Below are 20,996 nucleotides of genomic sequence, written 5' to 3'. Positions count from 1 at the left end.
TTGCAGTCTGCCCGAGGTTCACTTACCGTGGTTTACAACCCAACATCAAGAAGGAAGTGTGCCCGTGCTGTACGTCATTTATGCCCAAGATATTGCCGATTCACTGGAAAAGCGCCTGTCCGTTCGCCCTGCCCACCTGGCTCGCCTTCAGGTGCTGCGTGACGAAGGTCGTCTGCTGACCGCAGGCCCGATGCCGGCGGTTGACAGCAACGATCCTGGCAGCGCCGGCTTTACCGGTTCCACGGTGATTGCCGAGTTTGCGTCTCTGGAAGAGGCGAAAGCCTGGGCTGATGCAGACCCGTATATCGCCGCAGGCGTGTACGCTAAAGTTGAAGTAAAACCGTACAAGAAAGTATTCTGATTTGCCTTCAGACGAGCCTGCAGGCTGCAGGCTCATTAGCGTGTTACTCTGTCAGCTGTAAATGCTTCTGGCGAAAACTGTCCTGATTCAGGGGCCGTGAGAAAAGATAACCTTGCGCCAGCCTGACATTGCTATTGAACAGCACTTGCATCTGCGAAAAGGTTTCTACCCCTTCCGCAATAACATCCACCTCTTTCTCCTGAGCACGGCGGATAATATTGAGCGTTTCTTCGCCGGATGTGGCCCTGAAGCAGGCACGGTCTAGCTTTATGAAGTCTGTTTCTACCTGAGCCAGTCTGCTTTGAAGCTGTTCAACGCTGTGAATATCATCCCACGCCAGTAAAAAACCGGCGTCACGAAGGCGAGTGGCGTTTTCGCGCCCGGTATCATCTAGCAGAATGTTGTTGTCGGTTATCTCAAAGACAATGCGTTGCACTGGCACAGGACGCTGAGCCACCAGCTCGACTATCCGATCGGCAAAACCAGCATCATTCAATTGAACTGGCGAAAGATTGAGGTGCAATAAATAACTCCCGTTATGCGGCACGATGACGTCCGTCATATAGCTAAATGCCGAGGAGATAACATGTTCGCCCAGCGACACAATCCCTCCGTTTTCTTCCAGTCGATTAATAAACACGTCTGGGGAGACGAGTGCCCGCCGATGCACGCCTCGAATGAGCATCTCGGCGCCGACACAGGTAAAACCTGATGTGTCGAAAATCGGCTGCAGTAACGACTCAAAAGCCATGCTGAAGTTATTCTTCATCACCCGATTAACGATGAACTCAACGCTTTTCTCCATGTAACTACTCCTTTTGGCAGGCTTCCTTAGCTGGTCGAGATCACGACTTTATTTTTTCCGCTGGATTTCGCCTTGTAGAGCAACCTGTCGGCTTTCTCAATCAGCGCTTCATAATCCTCACCTCGCCATGGGCAAACACCGCCGCTAAAGGTGACGACTAATCCTTGTTCACGCCAGAGTTTACTTTCGACCGCTTTACGCCAGCCTTCCATAATTTCCATAGCTTTAACCTGATTGTCGGAAAAATAAATAAAGGCAATTTCCTCTCCACCGTAGCGATAAAGCTTGGCGCGATCGTCCAGTAAACCCATGCCCATATCGGCAATGACCTTTAGCACCGTGTCACCGACCAGATGCCCGTAGTCATCGTTTATTTTTTTAAAGTTATCAATATCAATGATGCCAAGACTAAAAGGTGCTTCCCGGGCTAATAGGTAATTAATATCATTATCAAAGCTACGGCGATTAAGCAACCCTGTGAGACCATCCGTTAGCGAAGCATTTTTTGCACTTTTTATTTGCTGACTGCTTGCGTTTATTTCATTCATAATTTGTTTATCGACGCCGCCTTTCATATCCAGACGGCCAAAACGCATCATCGAAATAATATCAATCACCATCGACTTTATCGATTGATGCATAAAGAACCATAATAATAGATAAATTGTCAGGCAAAAAACAAATCCGCCCAAAATGATCCAGATATAATATAAAACGACATCATCAATGATTCTGTCTTTTACAGCATAAACAACAAACCAGTCCGGGTTTGAAAAGGAGTAGTAGTAATACTGCCTGTGACTTGCTTTATCGTGAAATGACCCCAGGCCATTTGTCATACATTGCACCACCGCCGGCGAGACAACCTCCGTGCCGATAGCATCGCTGTCTGCATCAAGCACCGCTCTTCCCTGACGGTCAACAATCGAGAAGTGCCCTGGATTCGGACTCTCCAACTGTCGTAGCGGATAGCTCATATTGATCAAATTCAGATCCATGGCGAACATCCCGTACCGCTCGCCTTTATCGTCGTGCAACAGTTTGGCAATGGTCACTACCGGTGATTTATCAACTGTATTAGCATAAATATTCGAATAGTTCACAAAAGAACTTTTTACGCTGAGGCTTTCGTACCAGTTTCGTCCTGACAGGTCCAGACGATTATCAACATAGGAATTTGGTATGCTATTATACTTTCCATCAAGTGTAGCAATGATATAACCTGAAATAGCTGGCAACACCGCAATAGATGTTGTGAGCTGTTTCTCCAAAACTTCATTTTCAGCATTAACCAGAGCATCAACGTTTTTATTATTTAATAGGGTAGCGCTTTGCCACAATGCATTCTCTAAAGTTTTCAGCTGCTGCTCGATATAGAACATCGCAATATTATGAACAAAACCTTCGTTTTCATCATCCAACGTGTTTTTTTGATGATTATAGTTTATCCAGGCCAGCACCGAGCTAAACATCACCAGCACGGCAAGAATAATGACAAACAGAAAATTTATTCTCCTGGTATAAGAAAAATCCTTTTTAATTAAATCGCTAATCACTTATTGCGGCACCCTGTCAAGGTAAGAAAACTCCGTGAATTATGCCGTCAATTTTAATTAAAATGATGATCGCGATCATTTTAAAAACAAACTTCCGCCCTTTGGAAATATAAATTCAGGGTAAAGGGAAGGTTTATTTCCTAATGGATTTAATGGGCACCGCACGCGGTGCCCGGATCTTATGCCCAGCGATCGTGGATGGCAAACAGCAATGAATTACGCTGCTGGTTAACCAGGCACTTACGAATAGCATGAATGCGCATATTGCGCCGTGACTGGCTTTCCAGCCAACGCGCCCTGCGCTTCTGCGTTTGACGCTGCATACGCCAACGCCCAACTTCCGTTCTGCTACGTCTCATGTCTACGACTCAATTTTCTAAAAAAGACGCGCCATTATAGAACCTTCTGCCGGGCAAACCATCCGTTTTGCGTATACTTTTAGTGTTAAGCAGTGAAAGTTCTGCGTACACTCTCAACTCTTCGGTTTCAAAAGGATTTTTAAGGCATGACAACCTTCTATACCGTGGTGAGCTGGCTGGTCATTCTCGGCTACTGGCTGCTTATCGCCGGCGTTACGCTGCGTATATTGATGAAACGCCGCGCCGTCCCTTCGGCAATGGCCTGGCTATTGATCATCTATATTCTGCCGCTGGTCGGGATTATTGCCTATCTCTCCGTGGGAGAACTGCATCTCGGTAAACGCCGGGCAGAGCGCGCGCGCGCCATGTGGCCTTCTACCGCTAAGTGGCTTAAAGAGCTGAAAAACTGTAAGCATATTTTTGCCTCAGAAACCAGCGAGGTCGCCAGCTCGCTGTTCCAGCTTTGCGAGCGCCGCCAGGGGATTGCCGGCGTGAAGGGCAATCAGCTCCAGCTGCTAACCAGTTCGGATGACACCATGCAGGCGCTGATCCGCGATATCCAACTGGCACGCCATAACATCGAGATGGTGTTTTATATCTGGCAACCCGGCGGCATGGCCGACCAGGTGGCAGAATCATTGATGGCGGCAGCACGACGCGGCATTCATTGCCGTTTGATGCTCGACTCCGCGGGTAGCGTCGCCTTCTTCCGCAGCCCGTGGGCCAATATGATGCGTAACGCGGGCATCGAAGTAGTCGAAGCGCTGAAGGTTAACCTGATGCGTGTTTTCCTGCGTCGAATGGACCTGCGCCAGCACCGTAAGATGGTGATGATCGATAACTATATTGCCTATACCGGTAGCATGAACATGGTTGACCCCCGTTTCTTCAAGCAGGATGCGAATGTGGGTCAGTGGGTCGATTTGATGGCGCGTATGGAAGGCCCGGTCGCCACCGCAATGGGCATCGTATACTCCTGCGACTGGGAGATAGAGACCGGGAAACGTATTCTTCCGCCGCCGCCGGATGAGAATATCATGCCGTTCGAAGAGGCCAGCGGCCACACCATTCATACTATCGCTTCAGGGCCAGGGTTCCCGGAAGATCTGATTCATCAGGCGTTGCTGACCTCCGTTTATGCCGCACGTGAATACCTGATCATGACGACCCCCTACTTCGTACCGAGCGATGATTTGCTCCACGCCATTTGCACGGCAGCGCAGCGCGGCGTGGACGTGAGTATCATCGTGCCGCGTAAAAACGATTCTTTACTGGTGGGCTGGGCAAGCCGCGCGTTCTTCACTGAACTGCTTGCCGCTGGCGTGAAAATTTACCAGTTTGAAGGCGGGCTGCTGCACACCAAAAGCGTGCTGGTCGATGGGCAACTCAGCCTGGTCGGCACGGTTAACCTGGACATGCGCAGCCTGTGGCTGAATTTTGAGATTACGCTGGTCATCGATGATGAAGGTTTTGCCGGTGATTTAGCTGCGGTGCAGGACGACTATATCTCCCGCTCGCGGCTGCTGGACGCGCATTTATGGTTAAAACGCCCGCTCTGGCAGCGAATGACCGAGCGACTGTTTTACTTCTTTAGTCCGTTGCTGTAAAACGTGGCGCATCAGCCCTCGATAAGTGGATGTAGAGATGGAAATGGATCTGAATAACCGCCTGACCGAAGACGAGACTTTAGAACAGGCGTACGATATTTTTCTCGAGCTGGCGGGCGATAATCTCGATCCTGCTGACATTATTCTTTTCAATCTACAGTTCGAGGAGCGCGGCGGTGCGGAGCTGTTTGACCCGGCCGAAGACTGGCAGGAGCACGTCGATTTCGACCTGAACCCTGACTTCTTTGCAGAAGTCGTTATCGGGCTGGCGGATACCGACGGCGGCGAGCTGAACGATATCTTCGCTCGCGTCCTGCTGTGCCGCGAGAAAGACCACAAGCTGTGCCACATCCTGTGGCGTGAGTAATCCTCCCTGCGCGGCCCTCAGGCCGCGCTGTGACTACTTCTCATTGGGCGGGAGATGCTCCCCGCAGGTTTTGCAGTAATGCGCGTTGCTGGCATGATCCTGCTGATGACAGCGCGTACATTCCCTTACTGACCGCCTTCTTTGCATATCCTGCGACATTTGCGCCGTTAAAATCCCGGTGGGGATGGCTATCACCGAATAACCAATCAGGATCAGCAGCGAGGCCACGAAACGCCCCAGTGCAGTATGCGGCACAATGTCGCCATAGCCGACAGTGGTGACCGTTACAACCGCCCAGTAAACCGCTACGCCAAGGCTGGTAAAGCCGTTGGCCTTCCCTTCTATGCCGTACATCAGCGCTCCCGCCGCGACCATTACGATGGCAATAAACGAATAGAACAGGATCAGCTGATTGCTGGCGTTAATCAGGCTGCGCCACAGACTTTTGAGCGCGGGCATGTAGCGCAGCAGTTTGAGGATACGCAGCACGCGAATGGCGCGCATTGCCCGCCAGGCAAAATAGTAGTGAATAGCAAACTCAGGCCAAAGCCACAGGACATACAGCGGCAGCATGGTCGCCAGGTCAATAATGCCCCAGAAGCTAAACACGTAGCGGATGGGCTGCGGCCACGTTAGCACTCGCAGCAGATATTCACAGGTGAACAGCAGCGTGAAGATGATTTCCAGCCAGATAAAGAGCTGCCATTCGCCGTAGGTTAGCCGGGGATCGCTCCCGACGCTGGATTCGGTAAAAACAACGGCCACGCTGAGCAGCGCCAGCAGGCCGCAAAACGCCTCGAACCGGCGCCCTGAGCGGGTATTTTGATCGAACAGAAAGCGGTAAAGCAGCGCACGAAGTGATGAAATGTTGCCTGGCACGGTGATCCTCGCAAAAAGAAAGGGCCAGCGCGGTGCTGGCCCCAGGCGAGATTATAGCGGGTCAATCTTCAGACAGGAAACCGCATGGCGGAAACTGCCTTCCAGCACCGGACGCGTTTTGGCGCATTCCGGGCCGGCAATCGGGCAGCGGGTGCGGAACACGCAGCCTGATGGCGGATTGATGGGCGACGGCAGCTCCCCTTCCAGCAGCTGGATAGTTTTGTTCTTCTCCAGATCCGGATCGGGGATCGGCACCGCCGACATCAGCGCTTTGGTATAAGGGTGCAGCGGATTGTGGTACACCTCATCGTAGGTGCCCAGCTCCACCGCATGGCCCAGATACATGACCAGCACGCGATCGGAGATGTGCTTCACCACCGCGAGATCGTGGGCGATGAAGATTAACGACAGCCCCATTTCGCGCTGCAGTTTCTGTAGCAGGTTAACCACCTGCGCCTGAATGGACACGTCCAGCGCGGAGACCGGCTCATCACAGATGATGAGTTTTGGCTCAAGAATCAGCGCGCGTGCGATACCGATACGCTGGCACTGGCCGCCGGAGAACTCATGCGGGTAGCGGTTGACCAGGTTTGGCAGCAGGCCGACCTTCATCATCATCGCCTTCACGCGGTCGCGAACTTCCTGCTTAGGCATTTTTGGATGATAGGTCAGCAGCGGCTCGGCGATGATATCGCCGATGTTCATCCGCGGGTTCAGCGATGCCAGAGGATCCTGGAAAATCATCTGAATATCGCTGCGCACATCGCGCCACTCTTCCTGTTTCATGCCCAGAAGATCTTTGCCCAGCCACGCTACTCGGCCATCGGTCGCTTTCACCAGGCCAATGATGGCGCGGGCAAAGGTCGATTTACCGCAGCCGGACTCGCCCACCACGCCGAGGGTTTCCCCTTCGTACAGGCGCAGCGTCACGCCATCCACGGCTTTCAGGGTTTTGGAAGGCTGCCAGAACCACTGTTTGCCATCTTTGATGTCAAAATGCACCTTCAGGTCAGCGATTTCTAACAGAACTTTTCTCTCTTCTGCAACGGTGCTCATGCTAATTCCTCCACCGGTCTAAAGCAGGCACGCAGGCGGCCATCACCAAACTGCTCCAGTGGCGGAGCACTATTACACGCTTCCATCGCAAACTGGCAGCGAGGCTGGAACGGACACCCCTGCGGCAGGCGCAGCAGGTTCGGCGGGTTGCCTGGAATGGTCAGCAGAGATTCACCTTCCGCATCCAGACGCGGTACCGCGTTCAACAGGCCGATTGAGTACGGGTGTACCGGCTTGTAGAAGACGTCGCGCGCGTTGCCGTATTCCATCGTACGCCCGGCGTACATCACCAGCACTTTGTCGCAGATCCCGGCCACAACACCCAGGTCGTGGGTGATCATGATGATCGCCGTGTTGAACTCACGCTTCAGCTCGTTCAGCAGCGTCATGATCTGCGCCTGAACGGTAACGTCCAGTGCGGTAGTCGGTTCGTCAGCAATCAGCAGTTTTGGCCGACACAGCAGCGCCATGGCAATCATCACGCGCTGGCGCATCCCGCCGGAGAACTCGTGCGGGAACATGCGCATACGCTTCCGCGCTTCAGGCATTTTTACCGCATCCAGCATCCGCACAGACTCTTCAAACGCTTCCGCCTTACCGAGTTTTTTGTGCAGCATCAGCACTTCCATCAGCTGATCGCCCACACGCATGTACGGGTTCAGCGAGGTCATCGGATCCTGGAAAATCATCGAGATTTGCTCGGCGCGCAGGCGGTTAAGCTGCGACTCCGGCAGGTTCAGGATCTCTTTGCCGTTGAATTTTGCAGAGCCGCCGATACGACCATTGGCCGCCAGCAGGCCCATCAGCGCGAAGGCCGTTTGGGATTTGCCCGAGCCGGACTCACCGACAATGCCGAGGGTTTCACCGGCACGCAGGCTAAAGTTGAGGTCGTTTACTGCCGTGACGTCGCCGTCGGGTGTGCCAAAGGTCACACGCAGGTCTTTAACGTCCAGCAGGACCTCAGATTTGTTCAGTGGAGCGGCCACCGGAGAGGTTTCAATAGTACTCATGGAGCGACTCCTTAACGATCTTTCGGGTCGAGGGCATCACGCAGGCCATCGCCGATAAAGTTAAAACAGAACAGCGTAACCACCAGGAAGCCTGCCGGGAACAGCAGAAGCCACGGTGATACCTCCATGGAGTTTGCACCGTCGCTTAACAGCGCTCCCCAGCTGCTCAGAGGCTCCTGCGTGCCGAGGCCCAGGAAACTCAGGAAAGATTCGAACAGGATCATGCTAGGTACCAGCAGTGAGGCGTAAACCACCACCACGCCCAACACGTTCGGCACAATATGACGCAGAACGATGTTAATGGTCGAAACACCGCCTACGTGTGCCGCTTCGATGAACTCTTTGCGTTTCAGGCTCAGGGTCTGGCCGCGCACGATACGCGCCATGTCCAGCCAGGACACCATGCCGATAGCCACGAAGATCAGCAGGATGTTTTGCCCGAAGAAGGTCACCAGCAGGATCACGAAGAACATGAACGGGAAGGAGTTCAGGATCTCCAGCAAACGCATCATCACGGAGTCGATTTTGCCGCCGAGATAGCCGGCCAGGCAGCCGTACAGCGTCCCGACAATAACCGCCACCAGCGCAGCAGAAATACCCACCATAAGGGAGATACGTCCCCCAATGGCAACACGCACCAGCAGATCGCGACCGGACGAATCGGTCCCGAAATAGTGACCGGATGCCATATCAGGGGCCGCCGACATCATGCCCCAGTCGGTATCAAAGTAGGTAAACTGCGACAGAACTGGCGCAAAAGCCACGAACAGCGCAATCAGAGCCAGGACAAACAGGCTGGTGATCGCCGCGCGGTTATGGATAAAACGGCGACGCGCATCCTGCCACAGGCTGCGACCTTCAACTTCCAGTTTTTCACTGAAGTTTTCCAGCGCCTCGCTGTTTTTCTTAGTCAACATTATGGCCACTCCAGCTTAGTAACGGATTTTCGGGTCGATAACGGCATACAGCACGTCAACGACCGCGTTGAACAGAATCGTCAGCGCGCCGACCAGAATGGTCAGGCTGAGAACCAGTGAGTAGTCACGGTTCAGCGCCCCGTTAACAAACAGCTGACCGATGCCCGGCAAGCCATAAATTGTTTCAATCACCATGGAGCCCGTGATGATGCCCACAAATGCTGGTCCGAGGTATGACAGGACCGGCAGCAGCGCAGGTTTCAGGGCATGGCGCAGCACGATACGACGCATCGGCAGGCCTTTGGCACGTGCGGTGCGGATAAAGTTAGAGTGCAGGACTTCAATCATTGAGCCGCGGGTAATACGCGCGATGCTCGCGATGTACGCCAAAGACAGGGCTATCATCGGCAGTATCATGTACTTCGGCGCCCCCCCGTTCCACCCGCCACCGGGCAGCCATTTAAGGGTGATAGCGAAGATCAGTACCAGCAACGGCGCCACCACGAAGCTGGGGATAACCACCCCCGTCATGGCAAAGCCCATTACCGTGTAATCCCATTTGGTGTTTTGATTCAGCGCCGCAACCACGCCCGCCGTCACACCCAGCACAATGGCAAAGATGAAAGCCGCTGCACCTAATTTTGCGGATACCGGGAAGCTGGAGGCCACCAGGTCATTGACCGAATAGTCTTTGTATTTAAATGACGGCCCAAAATCCCCATGCGCCAGCTGTTTTAAATAGCTGAAATACTGCGTGGTGATCGGATCGTTAAGGTGATACTTCGCTTCGATGTTCGCCATGACTTCTGGCGGCAGCGTACGTTCGCCGGTAAAAGGACTCCCCGGTGCGAGACGCATCATAAAGAAGGAAATAGTGATAAGAATAAAGAGTGTCGGAATTGCTTCCAGACAACGACGTAGAATAAATTTCAACATTGCCCGTACCTTCTGGCCTGTGCCTTTGCAGTGCGATGTAAATAAGACACGATGGGGCAGAATCTATCCACCGGCCGAAACCGGTGGGCCCTGCCCCACGAATTGCCATTAATGTTTGATAATGTACAAGTCTCTTACGTAGACATTATCCATCGGGTCTTTACCGGTGTAACCACCCACCCACGGCTTAACCAGACGGGCGTTAACGTAGTAGTAAACCGGGACGATGGCTGAGTCTTTATCAAGCTGCTGCTCAGCTTTCTCATACAGCGCGGTACGCTGGGCTTCGTCGGTCACTTTCAGGGTGTCGGCAATAATCTTGTCGAACGCCGGGCTCTTATAGTGCGCGGTGTTGTTAGAGCTGTCGGACAGCATGGTGTTCAGGAAGGAAGTCGGTTCGTTATAGTCCGCACACCAGCCCGCACGCGCCACGTCGAAGGTCCCCTGATGACGGGTATCCAGGAAGGTTTTCCACTCCTGGTTCTCCAGCTTGACGTTCACGCCCAGGTTTTTCTGCCAGATAGACGCCACGGCGATAGCCAGCTTCTTGTGCAGATCGGAGGTGTTGTACAGCAGGTTGAAGGTCAGCGGCTTGTCTTTGGTGTAACCTGCTTCAGCCAGCAGTTTTTTGGCTTCTTCGTTACGCTTGTCCTGAGACCAGGTGAACCACTCTGGCGGGGTCAGTTTCGCGCCATCAGTATACGGCGGGGTATAACCATAAGCCGGCAGATCGCCCTGGTTTTTCACTTTGTTCACGATGATGTCGCGATCCAGGCCCAGTTTCAGCGCCGCACGAACGCGAGGATCGGTAAATGGTGCTTTCTGGTTGTTGATCTCGTAGTAATAAGTACACAGGTACGGATCGGCGTGAACTTCAGTTGGAATTTCTTTTTTCAGTTTCTGGAACAGCTCAATCGGCAGGTTGTTATACGTCATGTCGATTTCACCGCTGCGGTAGCGGTTAACGTCTGTTACTTCAGAAGAGATTGGCAGGTAGGTCACCTGGTTAATCACGGTTTTCCCGTTATTCCAGTAGTTGGTGTTACGCACCAGAACGATACGCTCGTTCACCACCCAATCTTTTAATTTGTAAGCACCGTTGGTCACGATGTTGGCAGGCTGGGTCCACTTGTCGCCGAATTTCTCAACGGTCGCTTTCGGTACCGGAGAAACGGATGGGTGAACCAGCAGCTTGTAGAAGTACGGCACCGGCTCGCTCAGGGTGACTTCCAGAGTGTGGTCATCGATGGCTTTCACGCCCAGATCGCTGGTCGGCTTTTTACCGGCAATGATATCGTCGATATTGGTCAGGTGACCGTATTGCAGGTAGCTGGAATAAGGAGAGGCGGTTTTCGGGTCAGCCAGGCGCTGCCAGCTGTAAACAAAGTCCTGCGCGGTGACAGGTTCGCCGTTGGACCATTTCGCGTCTTTACGCAGGTGGAAAGTCCAGACTTTAAAATCTTTATTGTCCCAGGACTCTGCGACACCCGGAGACGGGTGGCCCTGCAGATCGCTTACCAGCAGACCTTCGAACAGGTCACGGCTGATATTGGACTCTGGCACGCCTTCGATTTTGTGCGGATCAAGAGATTGAGGTTCTGAGCCGTTGTTACGAACCAGATCTTGTTTCTCTGCCAATTGCACACCCGCCGGAACATCTGCCGCCATCGCGACATTGCCAGCAATCAGCGCAGTTAAAATGCCCGCTGCAATCAGGCTTTTTTTAGTGATATTTGTCATTGTGTTGGTACTCCACTCATTATAATTACCGACCCGAAAGTCGGCCTCTTCCCCTCAGGGGTCCCTTACAGCGCAGGAGCGTTAAACGTCCGTACGGGATACTGCTTTCCTTACTACTTCGCTATCACCGACTTTATTTTCGGGCCGCTCGATTCGGCGACCTCATTACGTCGATTCTTTTGCCGCCGATTGCGTGGTCGACGGCCATGATTTAGTGGTTCGCAGGACATGATTACGCTGCGAAATCATTCTCATCTAGAAAAGAAACATTTTTCAGCGAATTGTTTTGCCCGGAAAGTATCAAAAGCTTCAGATACCCGCCAATACAATTTGCAAATTTGTTAACCATTTCTCTTTTATGGAGAGATTGTGGGGAGCGTCATGCAGGAAGGATGTTTATAAAAACCCAATCATAATCTTTATTATCATGGGGTTAGTATACTATCACTGCATTAGAGAGGAGGTCGGTTTATCGCCTGCTTCATCACTCACAAAAAATTAACAATTGATTATTTTTTAGCACATTCCTCTGCGGGAAGGCATGAATTACTAATATCATCTCAATAAACCCGCAGCAAGCCTGATTGCATAACGGATGCTAAATATCATTTCGATCGCCACTTTTCTGTACAGCTTGTTACAACGTCAACCTCTAATACACGGTTTTCCAAAGCATTTTCTTATGAAAGATTCGCATTTACTTTTGCAATAATGGGGATAGCGGGCAGGTAAAATTTTCTTCTACGGAAAGAAAAAAAGCAGAATAGAGATTCTGCTTTTTCATTTGAAAGCGGCAGCGAAATTAACTTGTCAGGCCCGGGAAGATAGCCCTGACCCCGGTGACAATAAATTCGATCCCCAGAGACATCAGAAGCAGGCCCATAATACGGGTAATCACGTTGATCCCGGTTTGCCCCAGTATGCGCACCAGCCAGGGTGCAATGCGGAACAGCAGCCAACAGCAAAATGCAAACAGCGCAATGGCCAGGGAGAATCCCAGCAGGTGCCCCCAGCTGTGATAGCGACTTCCCCAGACAATCGTTGAACTGATGGCACCCGGCCCCGCCATCAACGGCAATGCCAGGGGAACAACCCCCACGCTTTCGCGTATCGCGCTCTCCGATTTCTCTTGCTTATTCTGTTTATCTTCACCCAGCTTGCCGCTGATCATTGACATAGCAATGGTCACAACAAGAATGCCGCCGGCAATGCGGAATGAATCAATTGAAATACCAAAAACTTGCAAAATACCGTCACCCAAAAAAAGTGAGGTCCAGAGAATAATCGCCACCGAGAGGTTGGCCGTGAGGTTGGTTTTATTTCTTGCTGCGGCACTCTGGTAACTGGTCATACTAATAAATACGGGAATGATCCCTACCGGGTTGACCAGAGCAAACATCCCGATAAAAAACTTAATATAGGTTGGCAGGTCGAAAAAGGATTGAGCCACACAAAACTCCGCAAATGAACAAAGCAAAAGCAGGCGTAATGTAATGGAAAAACACCCCTGCCGCTACGCTATTTCCCTGCTTAATCGATGCCTGCAACAACTTATTTTAGCATCATGGCGAACTGTTACCCGAATGTTGAATTTGTGATACTTTGTTTTGACATTGCTGTGACTAAATTTTTAAAGATTTATCAATCACCTGGATACCGCCTGCTGAATGGTGTCAGCATCGATTAGTTGTGATTTAGATCACGAAAAACCTACTCAGAAGTGAGTACTCTTGGACACATCTGAAAAGCAGGTTTCTCCACTAACACGGCTTATTCAGATGAGGCTCTTTTAGTAAATCAGCGCATGAATCCAGGTCATTTTTATGACAGTTTTTTGTCTTAAACACGCATTCGGTGGCTGCTGGCTATACTGTCGACTCGCGCAGCTTATTTACTAAAAGAGTTTAACATTATCAGGAGAGCATTATGGCTGTAACTAATGTCGCGGAACTGAACGCCCTCGTAGAGCGCGTAAAGAAAGCCCAGCGTGAATATGCCAACTTTACTCAAGAGCAAGTCGATAAGATTTTCCGTGCTGCCGCCCTGGCCGCTGCCGACGCTCGAATCCCCCTGGCTAAATTAGCCGTCGCTGAATCCGGAATGGGTATCGTCGAAGATAAAGTGATTAAAAACCACTTCGCTTCTGAATATATCTATAACGCTTATAAAGATGAGAAAACCTGCGGTGTGCTGTCTGAAGACGACACCTTCGGTACCATCACGATTGCCGAACCTGTCGGTATCATCTGCGGTATCGTGCCAACCACTAACCCAACTTCAACCGCCATTTTCAAATCGCTGATCAGCCTGAAAACCCGTAACGCGATCATCTTCTCCCCGCACCCACGCGCTAAAGATGCAACCAACAAAGCAGCAGACATTGTTCTGCAGGCTGCAATCGCGGCGGGCGCACCAAAAGATCTGATCGGCTGGATTGATCAACCTTCCGTCGAGCTGTCTAACGCCCTGATGCACCACCCGGACATCAACATGATTCTGGCGACCGGTGGCCCTGGCATGGTTAAAGCGGCTTACAGCTCCGGTAAACCGGCTATCGGCGTAGGCGCAGGTAACACACCTGTAGTGGTAGACGAAACTGCCGACGTTAAACGTGCTGTCGCGTCTATTTTGATGTCAAAAACCTTCGACAACGGCGTTATCTGTGCGTCTGAACAGTCCGTCATCGTTGTTGATTCTGTATACAACGCCGTTCGCGAACGTTTCGCCAGCCACGGCGGTTACCTGCTGCAGGGCAAAGAGCTGAAAGCCGTTCAGGACATCATCCTGAAGAATGGCGCGCTTAACGCCGCGATTGTGGGCCAGCCGGCAGCCAAAATTGCAGAACTGGCAGGCTTCACCGTACCAGCAGACACCAAAATCCTGATCGGTGAAGTGTCCGTAGTCGATGAGTCCGAGCCGTTTGCTCATGAAAAACTGTCCCCTACCCTTGCCATGTACCGCGCTAAAAACTTTGAAGACGCGGTAGTAAAAGCAGAAAAACTGGTTGAGATGGGCGGTATCGGCCATACCTCTTGCCTTTATACCGACCAGGACAACCAGCCTGCGCGCGTTAAGTTCTTCGGCGACAAAATGAAGACCGCACGTATCCTGATTAACACTCCGGCTTCACAGGGGGGTATCGGTGACCTGTATAACTTCAAACTTGCGCCGTCTCTGACGCTGGGTTGTGGTTCATGGGGCGGTAACTCCATCTCCGAAAACGTGGGTCCTAAGCACCTGATCAACAAGAAAACCGTTGCTAAGCGAGCTGAGAACATGCTGTGGCATAAACTTCCGAAATCTATCTACTTCCGCCGTGGCTCTCTGCCAATTGCGCTGGATGAAGTGATTACTGATGGCCACAAACGTGCGCTGATTGTGACCGACCGTTTCCTGTTCAATAATGGCTATGCCGATCAAATCACCTCCGTGCTGAAAGCCGCTGGCGTAGAAACCGAAGTCTTCTTCGAAGTTGAAGCTGACCCTACGCTGACCGTTGTTCGCAAGGGTGCTGAACTGGCAAACTCCTTCAAACCAGACGTGATCATTGCGCTGGGCGGCGGCTCCCCAATGGATGCAGCCAAAATCATGTGGGTCATGTACGAACACCCAGAAACCCACTTCGAAGAACTGGCGCTGCGCTTTATGGATATCCGTAAACGTATCTACAAGTTCCCGAAAATGGGCGTGAAAGCGAAGATGATTGCGGTCACCACCACGTCCGGTACCGGTTCTGAAGTTACACCGTTTGCGGTTGTTACCGACGATGCAACCGGCCAGAAATACCCGCTGGCTGACTACGCGCTGACCCCGGACATGGCAATTGTTGATGCTAACCTGGTGATGGATATGCCTAAGTCGCTCTGCGCCTTTGGTGGTCTGGATGCCGTGACCCACGCGCTAGAAGCTTACGTTTCCGTGCTGGCAAGCGAATTCTCTGACGGCCAGGCTCTGCAGGCACTCAAACTGCTGAAAGAAAACCTGCCAGCTTCCTATAATGAAGGGTCTAAAAATCCGGTTGCACGTGAACGTGTTCACAACGCAGCGACTATCGCCGGTATCGCGTTTGCTAACGCCTTCCTGGGCGTGTGCCACTCCATGGCTCACAAACTGGGTTCTCAGTTCCACATTCCTCACGGTCTGGCGAACGCCCTGCTGATCTCCAACGTTATTCGCTATAACGCGAACGACAACCCAACCAAGCAGACGGCTTTCAGCCAGTATGACCGCCCGCAGGCTCGTCGTCGCTACGCTGAAATCGCCGACCATCTGGGTCTGACCGCAGCGGGCGACCGTACCGCGGCTAAGATTGAGAAACTGCTGGCATGGCTGGAATCAATCAAGGCTGAACTGGGTATTCCTAAGTCCATCCGCGAAGCAGGCGTGCAGGAAGCAGACTTCCTGGCCCACGTGGATAAACTGTCCGAAGATGCCTTTGATGACCAGTGCACCGGCGCTAACCCACGCTATCCACTGATTTCTGAACTGAAACAGATTCTGCTGGATACCTACTACGGCCGTCCGTTTGTTGAAGGTGCTGCGGCTAAAGAAGCTGCACCAGCGGCAAAAGCTGACAAAAAAGCCAAGAAAACGGCTTAATCGGTAGCCCTTAAAATGCAAAACCCGCCTTTTGGCGGGTTTTTTTCTGTCTGAATACGTCACTCAGGCCTGCACAGCATGTTTAATGTAGAAGCGTTACAGGAAGTTATGGTCGGTGAATCAGTTGCCCTGAATGGCCTGTAGAGAGCCTTTAAGCAACGCTTCTTTGTAATGCTTACGGCAGACCGAAACATAGCGCTCATTCCCGCCTATCACCACCTGTTCACCCTCATTATAAGGCCGACCTTCCTGATCGAGACGCAGTACCATACTGGCTTTACGGCCACAGAAACAAATCGTTTTCAGCTCAACCAATTTGTCTGACAGCGCCAACAGGTACTGACTTCCGCTGAATAACTCCCCGCGAAAATCCGTTCGCAGCCCGTAGCATAAAACAGGAATATCCAGCTCATCGACAACATCAGATAAAGCATAAACCTGCTCTTTAGATAAAAATTGGCTCTCGTCCACCAGAACGCAGTGTATCGGGGCAGATTGCTGTTCGGCGCGGATGTCGGCCAGCAGGTCCGTTGTCGGATTATAAAGCCGGGCCGGGGAAGACAGACCAATACGCGAACTGACCTTACCCACACCAAAGCGATTATCAATTTCGGCGGTGTAGACCAGCGTACGCATCCCTCTTTCCTGGTAATTCCAGGATGACTGAAGTAGCGCCGTCGATTTTCCCGCATTCATTGCTGAGTAGTAAAAATAGAGTTGAGCCATTGCACCCGTTGCCTGAATCAAAAGTGTAAATTATGTTTCGGCGGATTGTACCACACTGTAACGTGCGGTGGATGGCGGATTACCTCGCTAAACATCAAGGTTAATTGTATCCGATATATTAATAAATCACGCTTATACATTGAGTAATAGCGGTACGCCGGATACATGAAACAGCTATGACGGATCGCCGATCCAGATGGGTTATCGCCTCTAATGAAATGCTTCACCTGCTCAATTATTATAAATTGTAAACGACCGCTATCCATCCTATGCCTAAATACCCGCGCTTGATATTTGATGATTAATGCGAAATTTTTATCTTTCCCTCATCATGACAAACCCTTTTGATGGCAGGGTTGTTGTCTAAAAATTGAGTCTTGAAGTGCCATTTCACGTGGTTTAGCGGCCAGGAATTAAGTTAACAGTATTTAAACTGCCACTTATATATCAGCAAATTTTGAATTACTTACATTCACGGCTATTGCAGAACCTAATATAACGCTCTATTATTAGCTCAAACGTCACCCCCCAATAATAAGTTTGAGATTACTACAATGAGCGAAGCACTTAAAATTCTGAACAACATCCGTACTCTTCGTGCCCAGGCAAGAGAATGCACCCTGGAAACTCTGGAAGAGATGCTGGAGAAATTAGAAGTTGTCGTTAACGAACGTCGTGAAGAAGAAAACGCGGCGGCGGCTGAAGTTGAAGAGCGCACTCGTAAACTGCAGCAATACCGTGAAATGCTGATTGCTGACGGCATCGACCCTAACGAACTGCTGAACAGCATTGCTGCTGTTAAATCTGCAGGTAAAGCGAAACGCGCTGCGCGTCCTGCTAAATACCAGTACATCGACGAAAACGGCGAAACTAAAACCTGGACTGGCCAGGGCCGTACGCCAGCAGTTATCAAGAAAGCAATGGATGAGCAAGGTAAGAAACTGGAAGACTTCCTGCTGTAATCCCCTCAGTGCTGCTTATTAAGATCCCGCTCCGGCGGGATTTTTTATTTGTGACGCACTTCATTTTAATGCCCCCGGCATGAACCACTTTAGTAAAACAATCCTATAACAGCTTACGTTTCTTTATTAATGAATCGTATTTAATATCTTTAGATACAATACCTGTCCTTTAGTACAGTTAATTTCTCCCGCTAATCATCAGGTTAAGCCTGACGCAGATTTATCTGGCGTTAAGGTAATCCATTTCTCGGGTTGATATACTCCATAAGCGTTATCAACTAAAAATGTGGCGTTAATACATAGAGTTGAATCCTTGCCTGAACAAAGTGGGGAATCCTGCCTGAAGATCTCATGCCGAGAGATTATTGAGTATCCCATACGTTGCATTTATCTCGCTGACGCCGAGACTGGTTCGCCCCACATACGCGCCGTGAAGTATATTACTGCCACTTTTATCGCTCATATTTACACGGCCCATTGTTATCAGCGTTTAGTCGCTCGCTTATCTTTCTGCTTCAAATGCACCCTGATGTTCAAATAACGAACACAACCCTTTACCTTAACCCCTATAAAGGTTTTGTCCGTCGAGCACGGCAGAATATTGCAGGAACACGGCTGAAAAGCCCTGTAGGAGCCTAATAGCGGGGATTTAAAATCTTAGGAGTGGTGCGAAGAAGGAGAACGTGACCGGCAGCGTACAGGCTCTCTGGTGCGCTGTCGTGCCGGTCACGATAAATAACAACAGACGGGCGTTATTTAAACAATATTAATGGAAGCACCGCGGCCGATTGCGTAATAAACAAAACCACGCTTATTCAGTCTCTCTGGATCATAAAGATTACGACCATCGAAGATGACCGGCTGCTTCAGGGATTTCTTCATCAGATCGAAATCCGGAGCCTTAAAGCTCTGCCACTCGGTACAAACCACAAGCGCATCAGCGCCCTGCAGGGCCGCTTCTTTGGTTCCCATCAGCCTTAAATCACTGCGGTGGCCGTAAATACGCTGAGTTTCATCCATGGCTTCTGGATCGAAAGCCTGAATCTCTGCGCCTCGTTCCCACAGAGCCTCAATCAGCACCCGGCTGGAGGCTTCACGCATATCGTCTGTATTAGGCTTGAAAGACAGTCCCCAAAGCGCAAAGGTTTTGCCTTTCAGATCCTGGCCAAAGTGGCGGGTCACGAATTCAGGCAGCTTTTGCTTCTGAGCATAGTTAACCTCTTCGACCGCCTGCAGAATTTTTGGCGTGTAGCCAATCTGCTCTGCGGTGCGAATCAGCGCCTGAACATCTTTCGGGAAGCAGGAGCCACCGTAGCCGCAGCCTGGATAGATGAAACTGTAGCCAATCCGGGAATCAGACCCGATACCCATTCGCACTTTCTCGATGTCAGCCCCGAGACGTTCGGCCAGGTTAGCAATCTCGTTCATGAAGCTGATTTTGGTCGCCAGCATGCAGTTAGCGGCGTATTTGGTCAGCTCGGCGCTGCGGATATCCATCAGAATCATGCGATCGTGATTACGGTTGAACGGCTCGTACAGCTCACGAAGCAGGTCAATAACCTCTTCGTTATCCGTCCCGATGACGATACGCTCAGGGCGCATGCAGTCGGCAACCGCGGCACCTTCTTTCAGGAACTCGGGGTTAGAAACCACATCAAAGTTAATCTCCAGACCGCGAGATTTCAGGGTTTCTTCCATCACCGCACGGACTTTGTCTGCCGTGCCAACGGGTACCGTTGACTTGTCGATGACGACTTTATGTGAATCCATGTACTGCGCAATGGTACGCGCAACGGAAGTCACGTATTTCAGGTCAGCGGAACCGTCTTCATCCGGCGGAGTCCCCACGGCGATATAGTGCATTTCGCCATGGTTGACGCCCTCTTCAGCATTGGTGCTGAACTGCAGGCGCCCTTCTTCATAATTTTTCTTCACCAACGGCGCAAGGCCTGGCTCAAAGATAGGGATTTCACCTTTTTTCAGGTTTTCCACTTTCTTTGCGTCTACGTCGATGCACATGACGTCATGCCCAACATCAGCGAGCACGGCGGCCTGGACTAAACCAACGTAGCCAATACCAAATACGGTAACTTTCATCTTACCATCCTGCGTTGAATTAACTTATTTCTTCGCGCCAACGGTGGCTTCAAGCCAGGTTTTAAAGTCTGCACCCAGCGTGTTATGACGAATACCGTACTCAACAAACGCCTGCATATAGCCCAGCTTGTTGCCGCAGTCGTGGCTCACGCCTTTCATGTGGTAGGCTTCAACGGTCTCTTTTTCCATCAGCATTGCGATAGAATCGGTGAGCTGAATTTCATCCCCGGCACCTGGAGGGGTTTTCGCCAGCAGCGGCCAGATATCCGCGCTCAGCACATAGCGTCCGACAACGGCCAGATTGGATGGCGCAACGTCAGCTTTAGGTTTCTCAACAATCCCGACCATTGGCACGCTGTCGCCCGCAGAAAGCGCAGCGCCTTTGCAGTCAACCACGCCATAAGCGGTTACATCCGCAACAGGTTCAACCATGATTTGGCTGTGTCCGGTTTCGTCAAAGCGGCGGATCATTTCGGCCAGGTTGTCCTGAGAAAGGTCGGATTCGAACTCATCCAGAATCACGTCCGGCAGGATCACCGCAACCGGCTCATCACCGACGACAGGATGCGCACACATCACGGCGTGGCCCAGCCCTTTCGCCAGCCCCTGACGCACCTGCATAATGGTGACGTGCGGCGGGCAAATAGACTGCACTTCTTCCAGAAGCTGACGCTTAACGCGCTTCTCAAGCATGGCTTCCAGTTCAAAACTGGTGTCGAAGTGGTTCTCGATGGAATTTTTAGAAGAGTGGGTAACCAGTACAATCTCGGTAATACCGGCAGCGATACACTCATTAACGACATACTGAATCAGCGGTTTATCAACCAGCGGCAGCATCTCTTTTGGAATTGCCTTTGTTGCCGGCAACATACGCGTTCCCAACCCCGCAACCGGGATAACAGCTTTTCTTACTTTAGAATTAATGGCAGCCATTGAAAAAACCTCCAGGACTGTTCAAGTTTCACACTTGTCGTCAATTTAAAAACGCGGTTGAGTATATCAGCTTAAAAACGAAAACC

The 20,996-nt window shown here is 51.2% G+C and carries 18 protein-coding genes; 5 read left to right on the top strand and 13 right to left on the bottom strand.

The window, feature by feature from the left end; all coding sequences use genetic code 11:
- Window positions 1-64 precede the first annotated feature (64 nt).
- Entirely contained in the window at window positions 65-361 is a 297-nt protein-coding gene (locus F3J26_RS05295; protein ID WP_008454262.1) for a YciI family protein, read from the top strand.
- Window positions 362-404: 43 nt separating this feature from the next.
- Here the strand turns inward: F3J26_RS05295 and F3J26_RS05290 are convergent, their stop codons facing one another.
- The 3 genes from F3J26_RS05290 to F3J26_RS05280 form a co-directional block, all read right to left on the bottom strand.
- Window positions 405-1,166: an EAL domain-containing protein gene (locus tag F3J26_RS05290; RefSeq protein ID WP_166992042.1), complete on the bottom strand. Its 762-nt coding sequence runs from the start codon at window positions 1,164-1,166 to the stop codon at window positions 405-407.
- Window positions 1,167-1,192: 26 nt separating this feature from the next.
- Window positions 1,193-2,722 (bottom strand): sensor domain-containing diguanylate cyclase, encoded by a 1,530-nt coding sequence (locus F3J26_RS05285; protein WP_166992039.1) that lies wholly within the window; start codon window positions 2,720-2,722, stop codon window positions 1,193-1,195.
- Between the two features lie 179 nt (window positions 2,723-2,901).
- Complete coding sequence (locus F3J26_RS05280) at window positions 2,902-3,081, bottom strand: YciY family protein (protein ID WP_008454259.1); 180 nt, start codon at window positions 3,079-3,081, stop codon at window positions 2,902-2,904.
- Window positions 3,082-3,227: 146 nt separating this feature from the next.
- Here F3J26_RS05280 and cls point away from each other — a divergent pair, with 146 nt between their 5' ends.
- Together cls and F3J26_RS05270 are read left to right on the top strand one after the other, a co-directional pair.
- The gene (gene cls / locus F3J26_RS05275) at window positions 3,228-4,688 is read left to right on the top strand and encodes a cardiolipin synthase (RefSeq protein ID WP_008454258.1); all 1,461 of its coding nucleotides are present in this window, start codon (window positions 3,228-3,230) and stop codon (window positions 4,686-4,688) included.
- Window positions 4,689-4,725: 37 nt separating this feature from the next.
- Window positions 4,726-5,055, top strand: a complete 330-nt coding sequence (locus tag F3J26_RS05270; RefSeq protein WP_008454257.1) for an HI1450 family dsDNA-mimic protein — start codon at window positions 4,726-4,728, stop codon at window positions 5,053-5,055.
- Window positions 5,056-5,088: 33 nt separating this feature from the next.
- On the opposite strand, the gene F3J26_RS05265 is transcribed toward F3J26_RS05270, so the two are convergent.
- From F3J26_RS05265 to F3J26_RS05235, 7 genes are all read right to left on the bottom strand, one after another.
- The gene (locus tag F3J26_RS05265) at window positions 5,089-5,934 is read right to left on the bottom strand and encodes an ion transporter (RefSeq protein ID WP_008454256.1); all 846 of its coding nucleotides are present in this window, start codon (window positions 5,932-5,934) and stop codon (window positions 5,089-5,091) included.
- A gap of 51 nt (window positions 5,935-5,985) precedes the next feature.
- The gene (gene oppF, locus F3J26_RS05260) at window positions 5,986-6,990 is read right to left on the bottom strand and encodes a murein tripeptide/oligopeptide ABC transporter ATP binding protein OppF (protein ID WP_166992036.1); all 1,005 of its coding nucleotides are present in this window, start codon (window positions 6,988-6,990) and stop codon (window positions 5,986-5,988) included.
- Window positions 6,987-8,000 carry an ABC transporter ATP-binding protein gene (locus F3J26_RS05255; RefSeq protein ID WP_039303721.1) on the bottom strand — a complete coding sequence of 338 codons (1,014 nt, stop codon included), beginning with the start codon at window positions 7,998-8,000 and terminating at the stop codon, window positions 6,987-6,989. Before F3J26_RS05255 ends, oppF begins: the two co-directional genes overlap by 4 nt.
- A gap of 11 nt (window positions 8,001-8,011) precedes the next feature.
- Window positions 8,012-8,920 carry an oligopeptide ABC transporter permease OppC gene (gene oppC, locus F3J26_RS05250; protein ID WP_034807489.1) on the bottom strand — a complete coding sequence of 303 codons (909 nt, stop codon included), beginning with the start codon at window positions 8,918-8,920 and terminating at the stop codon, window positions 8,012-8,014.
- 12 nt (window positions 8,921-8,932) lie between these two features.
- Window positions 8,933-9,853, bottom strand: coding sequence for an oligopeptide ABC transporter permease OppB (oppB, locus tag F3J26_RS05245; protein ID WP_008454251.1), 921 nt, complete (start codon window positions 9,851-9,853; stop codon window positions 8,933-8,935).
- Window positions 9,854-9,961: 108 nt separating this feature from the next.
- Window positions 9,962-11,593 carry an oligopeptide ABC transporter substrate-binding protein OppA gene (oppA, locus tag F3J26_RS05240; RefSeq protein ID WP_166992033.1) on the bottom strand — a complete coding sequence of 544 codons (1,632 nt, stop codon included), beginning with the start codon at window positions 11,591-11,593 and terminating at the stop codon, window positions 9,962-9,964.
- A gap of 802 nt (window positions 11,594-12,395) precedes the next feature.
- Window positions 12,396-13,043 (bottom strand): YchE family NAAT transporter, encoded by a 648-nt coding sequence (locus tag F3J26_RS05235; protein WP_008454247.1) that lies wholly within the window; start codon window positions 13,041-13,043, stop codon window positions 12,396-12,398.
- A gap of 476 nt (window positions 13,044-13,519) precedes the next feature.
- Here F3J26_RS05235 and adhE point away from each other — a divergent pair, with 476 nt between their 5' ends.
- The gene (gene adhE, locus F3J26_RS05230) at window positions 13,520-16,192 is read left to right on the top strand and encodes a bifunctional acetaldehyde-CoA/alcohol dehydrogenase (RefSeq protein ID WP_166992030.1); all 2,673 of its coding nucleotides are present in this window, start codon (window positions 13,520-13,522) and stop codon (window positions 16,190-16,192) included.
- Window positions 16,193-16,312: 120 nt separating this feature from the next.
- Here adhE and tdk read toward each other — a convergent pair whose 3' ends face one another.
- Complete coding sequence (gene tdk, locus F3J26_RS05225; protein ID WP_039303730.1) at window positions 16,313-16,918, bottom strand: thymidine kinase; 606 nt, start codon at window positions 16,916-16,918, stop codon at window positions 16,313-16,315.
- Between the two features lie 554 nt (window positions 16,919-17,472).
- Here tdk and hns point away from each other — a divergent pair.
- On the top strand, window positions 17,473-17,880 hold the full coding sequence (gene hns, locus F3J26_RS05220; RefSeq protein WP_008454242.1) for a histone-like nucleoid-structuring protein H-NS: 408 nt from the start codon (window positions 17,473-17,475) through the stop codon (window positions 17,878-17,880).
- 756 nt (window positions 17,881-18,636) lie between these two features.
- On the opposite strand, the gene F3J26_RS05215 is transcribed toward hns, so the two are convergent.
- Together F3J26_RS05215 and galU are read right to left on the bottom strand one after the other, a co-directional pair.
- Window positions 18,637-19,977, bottom strand: coding sequence for a UDP-glucose dehydrogenase family protein (locus F3J26_RS05215; RefSeq protein ID WP_166873320.1), 1,341 nt, complete (start codon window positions 19,975-19,977; stop codon window positions 18,637-18,639).
- A gap of 24 nt (window positions 19,978-20,001) precedes the next feature.
- Complete coding sequence (gene galU / locus F3J26_RS05210) at window positions 20,002-20,910, bottom strand: UTP--glucose-1-phosphate uridylyltransferase GalU (RefSeq protein WP_008454237.1); 909 nt, start codon at window positions 20,908-20,910, stop codon at window positions 20,002-20,004.
- Window positions 20,911-20,996 lie beyond the last annotated feature (86 nt).

The organism is Enterobacter sp. Ap-867, from assembly GCF_011752855.1.
Lineage (GTDB): Bacteria > Pseudomonadota > Gammaproteobacteria > Enterobacterales > Enterobacteriaceae > Cedecea.
This window is presented reverse-complemented; position numbering and strand designations above follow the sequence as displayed.